This window comes from Enterococcus sp. AZ129, from assembly GCF_051714505.1.
Lineage (GTDB): Bacteria > Bacillota > Bacilli > Lactobacillales > Enterococcaceae > Enterococcus > Enterococcus faecalis.
The window spans coordinates 1,082,456-1,095,845 of sequence record NZ_JBIORY010000001.1; the positions used below are offsets into that span (position 1 = coordinate 1,082,456).

Genomic DNA, 13,390 nt, shown 5'->3' on the forward strand with positions numbered 1-13,390 from the left:
ATGGTAGGAATTAAAGATATTGCAAAAAAAGCAGGCGTATCAATCTCGACCGTTTCTTACGCATTGAATGGTAGTTCAAAGGTAACTGAAGAAACACGAACGCGCATCCAAGCAATTGCTGAAGAGCTAAACTATGTTCCTAACATGGCCGCTCGCACATTAAAACGTCGTCAAACTAATATTATTGGTGTCTATTTGGCCGATTATGGCGGTAGTTTTTATGGTGAATTGTTGGAGGGAATTAAGAAAGGCTTAGCACTGTTTGATTATGAGATGATTGTCTGCAGCGGTAAAAAGTCACATCTTTTCATTCCTGAAAAAATGGTGGATGGGGCAATTATTTTAGATTGGACATTTCCAACAAAAGAAATTGAAAAGTTTGCTGAACGAGGCCATTCGATCGTTGTCCTTGATCGAACCACTGAGCATAGGAATATTCGGCAAGTTCTCTTGGATAATCGTGGCGGTGCCACGCAGGCAATTGAGCAATTTGTCAATGTGGGTTCAAAAAAAGTTCTTCTGCTTTCTGGACCAGAACAAGGTTATGATAGCCAAGAAAGATTGGCTGTTAGTACACGAGAATTAACTCGTTTTGGGATACCTTATGAAATTATCCAAGGCGATTTTACCGAACCTTCTGGCTATGCGGCTGCTAAAAAAATTTTGAGTCAACCACAGACAGAACCAGTCGATGTTTTTGCTTTTAATGATGAAATGGCGATCGGTGTCTATAAATATGTTGCAGAAACAAATTACCAAATGGGGAAAGACATTCGGATGATTGGTTTTGATAATTCTGAACTAGGTGCGTTTGTGCAACCGCGATTAGCAACAATTGCCTATTCTAAACATCGATGGGGCATGGTGGCTGCAGAGAAAATTATTCATTTAATGCGGGGAGAACTTGCTGAGAGCGAACACATTTACACACGTTTTATAGAAGGAGAATCTTTTCCATCTGAATAATAAATAAAAAGTTTGGTCCAATGCTAGCTAAGCTAGCGGACCAAACTTTTTTCTGTAATGGTAATTTCTTCTGATGCAATGGGTTCATCCAGACTGAGAAGGCGATCTCTAAATTTAAAATGGACCGGCTTGTTCTCATTAATAAATTCATACGGGTAAGCGCCTTGAATTGTTTCACCAGGATTGATTTCATCTGCTAAACGATCTAATTTGTCTTGGAAAGGTGAATCTGTTAAGACTGCATATTGTAAATTTTGGGCTTTTCCGTGGACAGTTTGACTAACTTCCATAAAACTTTGAATCATTAGCTGAATATTTTGTGTTTTTTCGGTTGTATTGGTTAATTCAAACAGGACATAAAACATTGGTTTGCCTTGATAATCTTTTCCTTTATGCAAGGCAGTTAAGGCTAAACGACCATCTGGAACCAACAATGTTCGATTTTCATACGTCCCAATACTTGTCGCCAACACTTCATCAGGTGCGGGCGCACTTTGACTTGCTGGGCTGCCACTTACAGTTGAACAAGCACTTAATAAGGTACTTAGAACGAGTAAGCTCATTAAAATGTAGGGTTTCCTCATATAAAGTCCTCACTTTGGTTGATTGACTATGTAAAAAACAAATTGCTTGTATCTATATAAAAAAGAGTGCTACAAGCAATATTTTAATCGTAGTTCTAGTAAATAGCAATACTTTTATCAAAATTCATGTTTGGAAATATAATTTGAAAAATATTTTTAACTAGCAGAAAAACATTTCTAACAAAAAGTATTGGCTCAAAGTAAAGAGATCGTTTTGTTAGAAATGAGAAATGGCAACATAAAAGTTTTCTATTTTTCTGCAATTAAGACAGTTTCAAAAGTGAATTCACTAGGAATATGATTCGCAATTGAGTATTCAAAAATATGCCCATTGCCTAGGTAAGCAATTTGTTCTGCACGCATCAGGAAATCATTATCGGTTAAGTTTAAATATTTTTTTTCCAACGCAGAAGGACGGATCCCAGAAATGCTGACCCGCGCACTTTGAATTTTTTGATGCAATTGTTCCGAAATATATTGATAAATGGAGACTTTCAATTCTTTCATTGTCAAGTTCGGAATTAGGGCAACGGGCATCCAAGTATATTCAATAATTGAGGGCACATCTTCGATAATCCGTAAACGAATAATTTTGTAGACTAACTCTTCTTCTGTAATACTTAATTTTTCAGTCACCCAAGGCTCAGGTACTTCTGTTGCAAAGCCTAAAACCACGGATTCAACTTTTCCATCGTAGGTTGAGTAAGTGCCGGTTAACGGAGAAAATTTAGTAATGGTTCGATTTTGAAAGTCTTGAACAAAGCTGCCCGAGCCACGTCGTCTGACAACATAACCTTCTTGCACAAGCAAATGTAAGGCTTTTGTAATGGTTAGTTCGCTGACCTGATATTTTTCTGCAAGAAGACGACCTTGGGGTAACTTTTGATTAATTGGATAAACACCTGCTTCAATATCCTGTTTTATAGCTGCATAAATTTCTTTATAACGTGTATTTGTCCGCATCAGAGTCCTCCTTTATCACCAGTATTTCTCTCATTATACCATGAATTTAACATGTTAAAACTATATATTTATTTTTAACGTAACAACTTAATAATCAAGTACTTAAATAAAAGTAGTTGACTTATTCTTTTTAAAACTATATAGTTTTAAAAGTAAACAGAAGAACTTATTGATCTGATTGGTACTTTTTGTGAAAACCTTTTACAATAAAAGGGCAGCACAGAAAAGAGGGAGGTATGACAATGGAACATCACCAACTAAAAGCATTTCCGCAAGATTTTTTATGGGGCTCTGCTTCGGCAGCTTATCAAGTAGAAGGTGCTTGGAATGAAGACGGCAAAGGCGCATCTGTTTGGGATGAATTTGTTCGGCTACCAGGAAAAACGTTCAAAGAGACAACTGGCGATTTAGCCGTCGATCATTATCATCGTTTCAAAGAAGATGTGGCTTTAATGAAACAACAAGGTTTAAAAGCATATCGTTTCTCGATTGCATGGACACGAATTTTACCTGAAGGGCGTGGTCAAGTAAATCAAGCGGGACTGAAATTTTATTCAGATTTAATTGATGAGTTATTAGCGGCAGGAATTGAACCAATGGTAACTTTATATCATTGGGATTTGCCAGCTGTTTTGCAAAAAGAATATGGTGGCTGGGAATCAAGAAAAATTATTGATGATTTTGTGGCCTATGCGAAAATTTTATTTGACGCTTTCCGTGGCAAAGTTCGCTATTGGATTAGTTTAAACGAACAAAATGTGTTTACTTCGTTAGGTTATCAATTAGCCGTGCATCCTCCCGGCGTAACAGACAATAAACGGATGTATGAGGCCAATCATATTGCTAATCTAGCCAATGCAGCAGTGATTAATGCGTTTCATGAATTAGAAATGCCTGGCAAAATTGGCCCTAGCTTTGCTTATACGCCTGTTTATGCCGTTGATGCGCATCCTGCCAATGTATTAGCGGCTGAAAATGCAGAAGATTTGCTGTCGCATTTTTGGTTAGATGTCTATCTTTGGGGAGAATACCCAATTGCCGCATTAAATTACTTACAGGAGCAAGGTGTGGCCCCAACGATAAAAGAGGGAGATTTAGCGTTACTACGTTCAGCCAAACCTGATTTTCTAGGTATTAATTATTATCGGACGGATACGGTTGCTGCTAATCCATTAGATGGCGTCGGAATAGGGAAGATGAATACAACGGGTGAAAAGGGTTCTGAAACGGAATCTGGGGTACCGGGGCTATTTAAAAAAGTAAATAATCCATATGTTGAACGAACGAACTGGGATTGGGCCATTGACCCGCAAGGTTTGAGAATTGCCTTACGACGATTAGCTAGTCGCTATCAAGTGCCTATTTTAATTACTGAAAATGGGTTAGGCGAATATGATACCTTAACAGAAGATAAACAAATTCATGATACGTATCGCATTGATTATTTGCGAAGCCATATCCAAGCGATTCAAGAGGCGATTACGGATGGTGTTTCAGTTATTGGTTATTGTACATGGAGTTACACCGATTTACTGTCGTGGCTCAACGGCTATCAAAAGCGTTATGGTTTTGTCTATGTGGATCAAGATGAAACACAAAAAGGGTCCTTAGAAAGAATCCCGAAAGACAGTTATTATTGGTATCAAAAAGTCATTGAAACAAATGGACTTATCTAATTATAAGAAAAGAGTGTGGAAAATATGACAGTAAAAATGGGGTTTATTGGATTTGGTAAAAGTGCCAATCGTTACCATTTACCTTACGTAATGATTCGAGAAACACTAGAAGTGAAAACAATTTTCGATTTACATGTTAATGAAAAAGCAGCGGCGCCCTTTAAAGAAAAAGGCGTAAATTTTACCACTGACCTTAATGAATTATTGACGGATCCAGAAATTGAATTGATCACAATCTGTACGCCTGCGCATACACATTATGATTTAGCCAAACAAGCCATTTTAGCTGGTAAATCAGTGATTGTGGAAAAACCATTTTGTGATACGTTAGAACATGCAGAGGAATTATTTGCTTTAGGGCAAGAAAAAGGGGTAGTAGTGATGCCTTATCAAAATCGACGTTTCGACGGCGATTACCTAGCGATGAAGCAAGTAGTGGAGCAAGGCTTTTTAGGAGAAATCAATGAAGTGGAAACACATATTGATTATTATCGACCAGGAAGTATCACGGAACAAGGACCTAAAGAAAATGGTTCGTTTTACGGACTAGGCATTCATTTAATGGATCGCATGATTGCTCTTTTCGGGCGTCCAGATCAAGTCACTTATGATATTCGTAATAATGAAGTGAGCGAGGCAGTTGATAATTATTTTGACGTTGATTTACATTATGGTTCAAAATTAAAAGTAAAAGTTAAAACGAATCATTCTGTCGCTAGTCCGTATCCACGTTTTATTGTTCATGGCAGCAATGGCTCGTTCATCAAATATGGCGAAGATCAACAAGAAAATGATTTAAAAGCCGGAATCATGCCAGATGCACCAGGCTTTGGAGAAGATTCACCAATGTATTATGGAGAAGTGACCTACCGTAATGGCAATGGCGACTGGATTAAAAAACAAATTAAAACGCCTATAGGTGATTACGGTCGCTATTATGATTCCGTTTATGAAACGTTGAAAAATGGTGCACCGCAACTAGTAACTGAAGAGCAAGCATTAACTAACATCGAAATTTTAGAAGCAGGTTTCCTTAACCCAAGTCCAAGTGTTTATCGTTTGAAAGAAAACTAAAGCGTGTTTAAATGACTTGAAAAGCACCTGCCCCACAGTCCAGACAACTGTGGGGCAGGCGCTTTTATTTATAAAGAATTGTGAATTTTAATATAAGAAACGTATATTGTTAGTAAAAATAAAAAAAGGAAAGACATCTTAGTAGCACTACTTCCCCAAGAATTGCTACTAAAATGTCTTTTGTGATGCTCGCTCAATTGAAGAGCCTTAAATAGGATATCGAATATCCAGTATAAATGCAAGTAAACTACTTTATAGTTAATATTAGTATACTTCATAAAATAATTTTTCAAAGAGAAAAAGGCTTGTTATGAGAAAAAATTAATTTTTAACTCGTTTTTTCTAAGCAAGATTCGGGTGAAAAAGACAATAATTACTGAAGCTGAATGGTAATTAAAGAGGTTCTTTGCTAAAATAGGAAAGACAAGAAAGTTTGGTTAACGAAAGAACCAAATCAGAAAGGAGGACAACCAGTGGAAAGTTGGCTTTTTTTACTACTGATTGCCTTGATTGCGTTTGTTGCAAAAAATCAAAGTTTATTAATTGCGTCAGTTGTTGTGCTTGCTTTAAAAGCTTTACCAAATAGTGCGAAAATCATGTCGTGGTTGTCAGATAAAGGCATTAATTTAGGCGTCACAATTATTTCAATTACCATTTTAGTCCCGATTGCTACAGGACAAATTGGCTTAAAGGATTTAATTCAATCATTCAAAACACCGATGGGATGGCTGGGGATACTTTGTGGAATTCTGGTGGCTGTTTTATCCTCAAAAGGAGTAGGTTTAATTAATCAATCGCCTGAGATTACGGTGGCCTTAGTTTTTGGAACGATTCTTGGCGTCGTTTTTTTAAAAGGAATTGCAGCTGGTCCGATTATTGCATCGGGGATGATGTACGTAATCATTACTACCTTTCAAGCCTTTCAACACTAAAAAAGCAAACAAAACGCGTAAACGTTTTGTTTGCTTTTTTAGTGTTGATAAATGTCCACATTACTATCTAATATGCCACTTTCATTTTTTAAAGTAATGGTTCCCGCATTCGGATGAATCACTAGCTGTAAATGCCCTGTTAAAAACATTTGGTCATACGTCGAAGTATAGACGTGAAAAGAATCATTAGCAATTGTTTCGGTATAAGGCGCTTCTGCTTGATCAACAGGAACGATAATGAAACGATCGCCAATCATACAACAACCTTCTGCGGAAGAATAAGGATTAGAGCCGTCATTTGCTACCAACAAGAAGGTGTTCGTTTCAGTTAAGAAAGGGGCTAAACGTTGTTTTACTTCTTCAGAAATAGTCAGAGACATTTGCCTCACTCCTTTAAATAGTATGTAAAAGGAAGAGGGTAGCTTGTCGCTATGCCGCTCTTCAAAGGTTTTGTTATTTGCTTGTTTCTTTACTGCTTTTTTTGAAAAGAGCAATAGAAAAGGCGACAACTAAGACAACTGTTGCAGCTAAAACAAATGGATTTTTTGTTGCTGATGTGAACCCTAGGACTGTTGAACCAATCGCACCTACGTAAGATAAAATAATCGCTGCTTTCTTTGGTGTTGAAAGTTCTGTAAAGCTATCGCGGAAGGCGACACCTAAACCTAAAGCGCCAATAAAGGCAAACATCCCAAAAATAATGTGTAAAAAGACCATGAATTTCACCTCCAACAGTCAGTATAGAGAGAAATGGCTAGTTTGTAAACTAATTGAGCTTACTTGTGTTATTTATCACTTGATAAATGTCTTTGCCAATGCAAAAAAACAACGTACGATCAATCGGCAGTACGTTGTTTTTTAGTTTAATATAATTAGGAAGCAGAAGCCTTATTTTGCTGGATTTTTTTGATCGATTCTTCTGTTGGCGTCACATATAACGTTCGTTGGTTTTCATAAATCACATAACCTGGTTTTGCTCCATTGGGTTTATGCACATGTTTTACTTGGACATAGTCAACAGGCACTTGTGAAGAAAGTCGATATTTTGAAAAATAAGCTGCTAGAAGTGCGGCTTCAGTAAGGGTTTCTTCGCTAGGATGTGCGTCACGAATAATTACATGAGATCCAGGAATATCTTTGGCATGGAGCCAATAATCAGTTTTTTTAGCGGTTCGTAAAGTCAATTGATCATTTTGCAAATTGTTTTTTCCAACGAGAATAGGTGTGCCATCTGTAGCATAAAAAAGATCGGGTTGGCTTTTTTTCGGCTGTTTTTGTTTTTTATTTTTTTTACGTTTTAAATAGCCTTGTTCAATCAGTTCTTCACGAATCACTTCAATGTCCATTGGTGTCGCAATTTCAAGTTGTGCCACAACTGACTCTAAATAAGAAATTTCTTGTTGTGTTTGCTGAATTTGTGTCTTAACAACTCGGACAGCATTTTTCAATTTTTGGTATTTTTGAAAATATTTTTGTGCATTTTGATTAGGTGAAAGTGCAGGATTTAGCGAGATACGCAACGGTGCATTTTCTTCATAATAATTTGGTAATTCCACCTCGGTGGTTCCTTTTGGGACTTGTGCCATGAAGGTTGTTAATAGTTCTCCGTCGCGACGGTAATTTTCAGCGTTTTCTGTATCGGCTAAGGTTTGTTGTAATTTTTTAAGTTTCTTTTGATTTCTTTTTAGTTCATTTTCAATTTTGCGAATTAGTTCGCCGCCTTGTTGTTTGACACGGTCTTTCTCTGCTTTACCAGAATAAAAGGCATCTAGTAATTCACTGAGTGTCGGATACGTTGTTTGTTCACCAACTAATGATTGATAAGGAATGGGCGTAAAATATTCTTTTTTTTCAGTAACTGTTAATGTCGGTACAACAGCTTCAGTGACTGAGGACCAAAATTCCGTCCAGATGGCCATTTTTTCATTTGGTTGTGCAAGTAAACGGGCACTTAATTCGTCTGCTGTATCTTTGCCTAGACCTTGGAAATGTTGTTGTAAATAGCGTCCGTTTAATTCAGGAGCTGTAGAAAGAAGCGCAAAGACTTCTTCTTTTGAGGCCGTGAGCGGATTAAGTCCCATTGGTTTTGGCGGTTCAATATAAGTTGCTCCAGGAAGCAACGAACGATAACTATTTTGGCTCATTCCAATGTGTTTTATCGCATCTAAGATTTTTCCAGAAGATTGGTTAACTAAAACGATTGTACTGTGACGTCCCATTAATTCAACAATCAAAACAATATTTTGTAAGTCACCTAGTTCATCTCTTTTTGAAAAGGTGAAGTGAATCACGCGATCATTTTCTATTTGTTGAATCGTTTCTAAAATGGCACCGTCCAGAAATTTTCGTAACATCATCACAAAATTAGGAGGTGTTTCCGGATTGCTATAGGTAATTGTAGATAGTTGTATGCGCGCATAACTAGGATGTGCTGATAATAATAATTTATGGTTTTTACCTTTCGCACGAATGACTAAAACGACTTCGTTTTCATAAGGCTGATGGATTTTTGAAATCCGGCCACTTACGAGTGTTTCTGTCAACTCATGAACCATGCTATGAGTAAATACGCCATCAAATGACATAATAAATCCCTCGTTTCTTTCCGACTAATAGCTTTATTATAGCGGAGTTTTTGAATTTAAGAAAGAAGCTTGTTAAAAAGGAGTTGGGTTTTCCTTAGAAAGCTGGGGAAGTTTGCTGGTTTTTTTAGTAATTAAAGCGCAAGGGTAGGCAAGAAAGAAAATGATTAGTATAATAGATAAGAACTAAAAGCGAGGAGCGATTAGAAGTTGAATAATTTTATGGAAGAACTAAAAGAGGCACTTTATGAATTAAGACAAAGAAAACTGTTAATGATTACCGCTATTGTAGCATTAGTATTAATAATTGGCTCAATCATTTTTATTCCAACGATGCAAAAAAATATTCGAGCTGCTCAAGTTGAATCGTTAGTCGCAGGACCCATCAAATCAGAGAAAGTCAGTGTCTTAGATTACAAAACAGCAGACAAGAAAATCCAAGAAACAGGAGCCATGTCAGTCATGTTTGCTAAACCGTCTGGCAAGCAATACGATCAAATGGTGAAGCTGTTTAATTCAGATAAAATGAATGAATTTCATCGTTCGCTGTATATCTATCCGTTAATTTATAATGCTGGCAAAGCACAAGAGCAATACAATGTTAGCGGCGATGAGATTACGCTTATTTTCTTTGAAAAAGGCAAAGAAAAGACACGGACGGTTGTCGAAAAATCTATGGATTTAAAAACACAATTAATACCAGAATTAAATCGATTACCGATGGCTGGCGTTTTGAAAGACCAACAAAAGGCGGCCCAAGAAGCTGAAAAAGAAGCAGCAAAGACCGCTGAAACACAGACGACGACCAGCACGACTGGCGTTGCTCAATCTACTGAAACGACGACAGAAAGCACTGATACAGTACCAGAAACTGGTGAATAATAGCTAGCTATGTTAAACTTAGATTGTAGAAAGTTTTAAGGAATTAGAAAGAGGGGATTTTCGATGGCATTAGTAATTTCAATGACGATTTTAGTAAGTTTATGGCTGATTCAATCGCAAAAACAAGCAGTTAAAGTTCCCGTGAAAATTGAAAGAAACCGAAACAATTAAGTGGTAAATATGCTGAAATAAAGAAAAACGAGCCTCTCATAAGAGTGGCTCGTTTTTTAGAAGTAAAAGAAATGCAAGAAAATAAAAACTTTTTCTTGACGAACAAAATCAATATAGTGTAGACTACCTTTAACAACATAACTAGGAGGGAAAATACATGACACAATTATCTAACGTAAAAGAAATGCACCAATCATGGCAAAACTGGCGTAGATAGTTGTATGTATGATTCTTTCATAGATACAACTTTAGAAGACTTATTCTAAAAAGTGTATCTATGCTGGTTATATTCAAGAAGAAAAAACGACCACATAGAGGACCCATCTATGTGGTTTTTGTTTTGCATAAAAACAACGACCACTCCTAAACACTTAGGATAAGTCGTTGTTTTTTGCTACGAATCACTACGATTGGCACGAAGTGACAGAGTAGATGATGAGTAGTACAAGGTGAACGAAGAGAACGTTGTCACAATCGTAGAAAAGTGCTCCTGCGATTCTCACCAAAGTTGTGATCCTCGTCGCAGTTAAATCCTGACAAGCACTACGATTGGCACGAAGTGACAGAGTAGATGCAGGCTGCGTATACTCGCCGCAGTTTGGCCTTTAAGAATGATGAGTAGCACAAGGTGAACGAAGAGAACGTTGTCACATTCGTAGAAAAAGTGCTCCTGAGATTCTCACCAAAATTGCGATCCTCGTCGCAGCTAAATCCTGACATTTGTAAAAAAGTGTTCCTAGGATTTTGACTAAGCAGAGGATTACGAATCTCAGTTTCACTTTCAACGGAAGAAACGCCCTATAGATAATGGTTTTATTATTAAAAAGAAAAAGTTGCCAAACAAAAGGGCAGTTAGGAGAATGCAAAATGAAAAATAAACGTTTAACGTTTGTCGTGTCTTTATTAGCTATTTATTTAATTGGTGCTTTTTTTGTGAATCAAAAAGTGACGAATTCAAAGAAAGAAACAGTTACTGTAGGGGTTTTGCAGTTTGTCAGTCACCCCGCCTTGGATGAAATTTATAAAGGTGTTGAGGAAGGGTTAAAGGAAAATGGCTATGACAAAGGCAAAAACTTAGAAATTATTTTTCAAAATGGTCAAGCCGACCAGAGTAAGTTAGCAATCATGAGTCAACAATTAGTACAAAAAAAGGCAGACGTTTTAATTGGCATCGCCACGCCAGCTGCGCAAGCGTTAGCCAACACTACCCAAGAAATCCCGATCATTTTAGGCGCCATTACGGACCCTGTTAGTGCTGGATTGGTGAAAGACAATCAAAAGCCAGGCGGTAACATCACGGGTGTTAGTGATCAATCACCTTTGTCAGCCCAGATGGATTTACTAAAAGAATTGATACCAGCTGCCAAAAAAATAGGTATTCTCTATGCTTCCTCAGAAGAAAATTCTCGATACCAAGTAGCTGAAGCGCAGAAAGCAGCTGAAGCCAAAGGATTGACAGTGAAAACATATGCTGTGCCATCTAGTAATGAAATTGCACAAACGGTTCAAGTGATGACTAAGGAAACAGATGTGATTTATATACCAACTGATAATACGATTGCTAATGCCATGCAAACGGTAGTCGGAGAAGCAAATCGAACCAAGACGCCGATTATTCCTTCGGTGGATACAATGGTAGAACAAGGCGGTTTAGCAACTGTTGGGATTAATCAACATGCGTTGGGGGTACAAGCCGGCAAAATGGCAGCAGAGGTTCTGTCTGGGAAAAGTCAACCAGCAACTACACCCATTTATACCTTTAATACAGGCGACACAATTATCAATGAAAAACAAGCTCAAAAGTTAGGAATTACGATTCCCGCAGAGTTAGCAAAAAAATCGAAATTGATTAACTAATTAGGAAAGAAAGTAGGAGAAGCGATGATTGTTTCAGCAATTGGACAAGGAATGTTATGGGCCTTGTTAGGACTAGGTATTTTTATGACTTATCGTATTTTAAATTTTCCAGATATGACCACAGAAGGTTCATTTCCGTTAGGAGGGGCGGTTTGTGTAACTGCCATTACAACAGGGGTTTCACCATTTGTAGCGACTCTTTTAGGGGTTGGAGCAGGAATGCTTGCCGGTTTAGTGACTGGTTTACTATTTACAAAAGGAAAAATTCCAATTATTTTAGCAGGAATTTTAGTGATGTCTGGTTTAAATTCCGTGATTTTATTTGTGATGAAATCGCCAAATAAGTCTTTATTAAACCAACCGAAGATTCAAGATGTTTTTCAAAAAATGGCCTTACCAGATTATTATGATACTATTTTTTTAGGGATTAGTGTTTTGGCTGTGGTAATGATTTTACTGTTATTTTTCTTTAACACTAGTTTAGGACAAGCCTATATTGCGACAGGTGACAATGAAGAAATGGCTCGCTCGATTGGCATTCAAACGGATCGCATGAAAATTTTAGGATTGGTTTTATCGAATGGCTTGATTGGCTTATCTGGCGCTTTGATTGCCCAAAATGATGGATATGCGGATGTAAGTAAAGGAACCGGTGTCATTGTGATTGGCTTGGCTTCACTCATTATTGGTGAAGTACTGTTTGGAGAATTAACGTTTGGTGAACGGTTGATGGCGATTGTTGTAGGGAGTATTATTTATCAACTATTGATTTTATTAGTGATTAAATTAGGCTTTGATACGACGTATTTGAAAATCTTCTCAGCAGTGATTTTAGCAATCTGTTTAATAATCCCGCAATTGAAAAAAGCATTACACCTACACGGCTTTTCTGATAAGGGGGAAACGAAATGAAACCAGTTGTTGAATTAAAAAATGCGACAAAAATCATTGATAATGGGATGAATGAAAAAAAAGTGATTTTGGATCATGTGAACTTAGCCATTTATCCTGGGGACTTCATTACTGTTTTAGGTGGAAATGGCGCAGGCAAGAGTACGCTGTTCAATAGTTTAGCAGGAACTTTGACACTAACAGAAGGACAATTTTTAATTGAAGGAGTCAATCGCACCAATCTTTCTGAAGTCAAACGGGCTAAATCTCTAGCGCGTGTTTTTCAAGATCCTAAAATGGGGACAGCACCAAGAATGACCGTGGCAGAAAATTTATTGCTTGCCATGAAACGCGGACAAAAACGTCCCTTAACATTACGGAAGATAAATGAGCAACGCGCCTTGTTTACAAAAATCTGTCAAGAAGTTGGCAATGGCTTGGAAAATCATCTGGATACACCGACAGGTAACCTTTCTGGCGGTCAACGCCAAGCCTTAAGTTTATTAATGGCCACTATCACAAAACCAGAATTATTACTTTTAGATGAACATACTGCTGCCTTAGATCCCAAAACATCCAAGCAGTTGATGCACTTAACGGAACAACGGATTGAAGAAGGGAACTTAACTTGTTTGATGATTACCCATCGAATGGAAGATGCTTTACGATATGGCAATCGTTTAATTGTTTTACAAAAAGGTAAAATTGTTCAAGATTTAAACGCTGCTGAAAAAGCACAATTAACGCTACAAGATTTGTTGCTGTTCTTTGAAGAAGTAGAGTAAAAAAACAAGCTCAGAAAATGAGCTTGT

13 protein-coding genes are annotated in these 13,390 nt (G+C 37.3%); 8 read left to right on the top strand and 5 right to left on the bottom strand.

The window, feature by feature from the left end; translation table 11 throughout:
• The gene (locus tag IGJ90_RS05440; RefSeq protein ID WP_002366528.1) at positions 1-966 is read left to right on the top strand and encodes a LacI family DNA-binding transcriptional regulator; all 966 of its coding nucleotides are present in this window, start codon (positions 1-3) and stop codon (positions 964-966) included.
• A gap of 32 nt (positions 967-998) precedes the next feature.
• Here IGJ90_RS05440 and IGJ90_RS05445 read toward each other — a convergent pair whose 3' ends face one another.
• Together IGJ90_RS05445 and IGJ90_RS05450 are read right to left on the bottom strand one after the other, a co-directional pair.
• Complete coding sequence (locus tag IGJ90_RS05445) at positions 999-1,529, bottom strand: DUF5067 domain-containing protein (protein ID WP_002384665.1); 531 nt, start codon at positions 1,527-1,529, stop codon at positions 999-1,001.
• Positions 1,530-1,799: 270 nt separating this feature from the next.
• Positions 1,800-2,513, bottom strand: a complete 714-nt coding sequence (locus IGJ90_RS05450; RefSeq protein WP_002366529.1) for a GntR family transcriptional regulator — start codon at positions 2,511-2,513, stop codon at positions 1,800-1,802.
• 242 nt (positions 2,514-2,755) lie between these two features.
• Here IGJ90_RS05450 and IGJ90_RS05455 point away from each other — a divergent pair, with 242 nt between their 5' ends.
• The 3 genes from IGJ90_RS05455 (at position 2,756) to IGJ90_RS05465 (ending at position 6,195) form a co-directional block, all read left to right on the top strand.
• Positions 2,756-4,189 (top strand): glycoside hydrolase family 1 protein, encoded by a 1,434-nt coding sequence (locus tag IGJ90_RS05455; RefSeq protein WP_002366531.1) that lies wholly within the window; start codon positions 2,756-2,758, stop codon positions 4,187-4,189.
• Between the two features lie 24 nt (positions 4,190-4,213).
• The gene (locus IGJ90_RS05460; protein ID WP_025186595.1) at positions 4,214-5,263 is read left to right on the top strand and encodes an oxidoreductase; all 1,050 of its coding nucleotides are present in this window, start codon (positions 4,214-4,216) and stop codon (positions 5,261-5,263) included.
• 473 nt (positions 5,264-5,736) lie between these two features.
• On the top strand, positions 5,737-6,195 hold the full coding sequence (locus tag IGJ90_RS05465) for a DUF441 domain-containing protein (protein WP_002357887.1): 459 nt from the start codon (positions 5,737-5,739) through the stop codon (positions 6,193-6,195).
• 38 nt (positions 6,196-6,233) lie between these two features.
• Here the strand turns inward: IGJ90_RS05465 and IGJ90_RS05470 are convergent, their stop codons facing one another.
• The 3 genes from IGJ90_RS05470 to efbA all read right to left on the bottom strand — a co-directional run bounded on the left by IGJ90_RS05470 (position 6,234) and on the right by efbA (position 8,780).
• Positions 6,234-6,575 carry an iron-sulfur cluster biosynthesis family protein gene (locus IGJ90_RS05470; RefSeq protein WP_002391631.1) on the bottom strand — a complete coding sequence of 114 codons (342 nt, stop codon included), beginning with the start codon at positions 6,573-6,575 and terminating at the stop codon, positions 6,234-6,236.
• A 73-nt stretch (positions 6,576-6,648) separates the two neighbouring features.
• Positions 6,649-6,912, bottom strand: coding sequence for a hypothetical protein (locus tag IGJ90_RS05475; protein WP_002381957.1), 264 nt, complete (start codon positions 6,910-6,912; stop codon positions 6,649-6,651).
• A gap of 155 nt (positions 6,913-7,067) precedes the next feature.
• Entirely contained in the window at positions 7,068-8,780 is a 1,713-nt protein-coding gene (gene efbA / locus IGJ90_RS05480; RefSeq protein ID WP_002366534.1) for a fibronectin-binding protein EfbA, read from the bottom strand.
• Positions 8,781-8,999: 219 nt separating this feature from the next.
• Here efbA and IGJ90_RS05485 point away from each other — a divergent pair, with 219 nt between their 5' ends.
• The 4 genes from IGJ90_RS05485 (at position 9,000) to IGJ90_RS05500 (ending at position 13,363) form a co-directional block, all read left to right on the top strand.
• On the top strand, positions 9,000-9,659 hold the full coding sequence (locus tag IGJ90_RS05485) for a hypothetical protein (RefSeq protein ID WP_438768316.1): 660 nt from the start codon (positions 9,000-9,002) through the stop codon (positions 9,657-9,659).
• 1,038 nt (positions 9,660-10,697) lie between these two features.
• Positions 10,698-11,687 (top strand): tryptophan ABC transporter substrate-binding protein, encoded by a 990-nt coding sequence (gene trpX, locus IGJ90_RS05490; RefSeq protein ID WP_002391629.1) that lies wholly within the window; start codon positions 10,698-10,700, stop codon positions 11,685-11,687.
• A gap of 24 nt (positions 11,688-11,711) precedes the next feature.
• On the top strand, positions 11,712-12,599 hold the full coding sequence (locus IGJ90_RS05495) for an ABC transporter permease (RefSeq protein ID WP_002366536.1): 888 nt from the start codon (positions 11,712-11,714) through the stop codon (positions 12,597-12,599).
• The gene (locus IGJ90_RS05500; protein ID WP_002357878.1) at positions 12,596-13,363 is read left to right on the top strand and encodes an ABC transporter ATP-binding protein; all 768 of its coding nucleotides are present in this window, start codon (positions 12,596-12,598) and stop codon (positions 13,361-13,363) included. The genes IGJ90_RS05495 and IGJ90_RS05500 overlap by 4 nt, the downstream gene beginning before the upstream one ends.
• The last annotated feature ends 27 nt before the right edge of the window (positions 13,364-13,390 follow it).

Excerpts from the sequence above, each read along its gene's own strand:
- IGJ90_RS05440 (WP_002366528.1), top strand. The coding sequence starts at position 1 with ATGGTAGGAATTAAAGATATTGCAAAAAAAGCAGGCGTATCAATCTCG.
- IGJ90_RS05445 (WP_002384665.1), bottom strand. The coding sequence starts at position 1,529 with ATGAGCTTACTCGTTCTAAGTACCTTATTAAGTGCTTGTTCAACTGTA.
- IGJ90_RS05450 (WP_002366529.1), bottom strand. The coding sequence starts at position 2,513 with ATGCGGACAAATACACGTTATAAAGAAATTTATGCAGCTATAAAACAG.
- IGJ90_RS05455 (WP_002366531.1), top strand. The coding sequence starts at position 2,756 with ATGGAACATCACCAACTAAAAGCATTTCCGCAAGATTTTTTATGGGGC.
- IGJ90_RS05460 (WP_025186595.1), top strand. The coding sequence starts at position 4,214 with ATGACAGTAAAAATGGGGTTTATTGGATTTGGTAAAAGTGCCAATCGT.
- IGJ90_RS05470 (WP_002391631.1), bottom strand. The coding sequence starts at position 6,575 with ATGTCTCTGACTATTTCTGAAGAAGTAAAACAACGTTTAGCCCCTTTC.
- IGJ90_RS05475 (WP_002381957.1), bottom strand. The coding sequence starts at position 6,912 with ATGGTCTTTTTACACATTATTTTTGGGATGTTTGCCTTTATTGGCGCT.
- efbA (WP_002366534.1), bottom strand. The coding sequence starts at position 8,780 with ATGTCATTTGATGGCGTATTTACTCATAGCATGGTTCATGAGTTGACA.
- IGJ90_RS05485 (WP_438768316.1), top strand. The coding sequence starts at position 9,000 with ATGGAAGAACTAAAAGAGGCACTTTATGAATTAAGACAAAGAAAACTG.
- trpX (WP_002391629.1), top strand. The coding sequence starts at position 10,698 with ATGAAAAATAAACGTTTAACGTTTGTCGTGTCTTTATTAGCTATTTAT.
- IGJ90_RS05495 (WP_002366536.1), top strand. The coding sequence starts at position 11,712 with ATGATTGTTTCAGCAATTGGACAAGGAATGTTATGGGCCTTGTTAGGA.
- IGJ90_RS05500 (WP_002357878.1), top strand. The coding sequence starts at position 12,596 with ATGAAACCAGTTGTTGAATTAAAAAATGCGACAAAAATCATTGATAAT.